Origin of the sequence: Paraburkholderia sp. SIMBA_053 (assembly GCF_046534895.1) — a bacterium.
Lineage (GTDB): Bacteria > Pseudomonadota > Gammaproteobacteria > Burkholderiales > Burkholderiaceae > Paraburkholderia > Paraburkholderia caledonica.
On record NZ_JAWRXU010000165.1, the window covers coordinates 1 to 403 of the forward strand.

Below are 403 nucleotides of genomic sequence, written 5' to 3' on the forward strand. Positions count from 1 at the left end.
TCGGCTGCCGGTCGCCGTGCACGGTGGCGGGCACGCTCCACGTCGCGCCGCCGTCCGTCGAGCGCGAGAAGCGGACCATGCCCGTGTACGGCGCGTCGAGCGGCATCGACCAGGTCACGTAGATCGTCGTTGCGTCGGGACTGGCGGCGATCTTCGGACGATTCTCGGCGCTCGTGTAGATCGGTTCCGGCATCGCGTTGACAGTAACGGGCGGCGACAGCGTGCGGCCCCGATCGTCCGAATGCGCAACCACGACGTGTTGCCCCTCGACCCACGCAACCCACAGGCGATGCTTCGCATCGAACGCGGCGCCAGTCGCGAGCGGCGTTTTCGCGGGCTTCGCCACGGCGGCGCCCATGTTTATGCCGCCCATGCCGTCCTTACCGCCCTTACTGCCCGCCAT

General features: G+C 68.7%; 1 protein-coding gene. It reads right to left on the bottom strand.

Annotated features, from left to right (window positions below; all coding sequences use genetic code 11):
- Positions 1-403: sialidase family protein (locus SB753_RS35085; RefSeq protein ID WP_410804652.1), on the bottom strand; the 403-nt coding region annotated here is incomplete at its 3' end.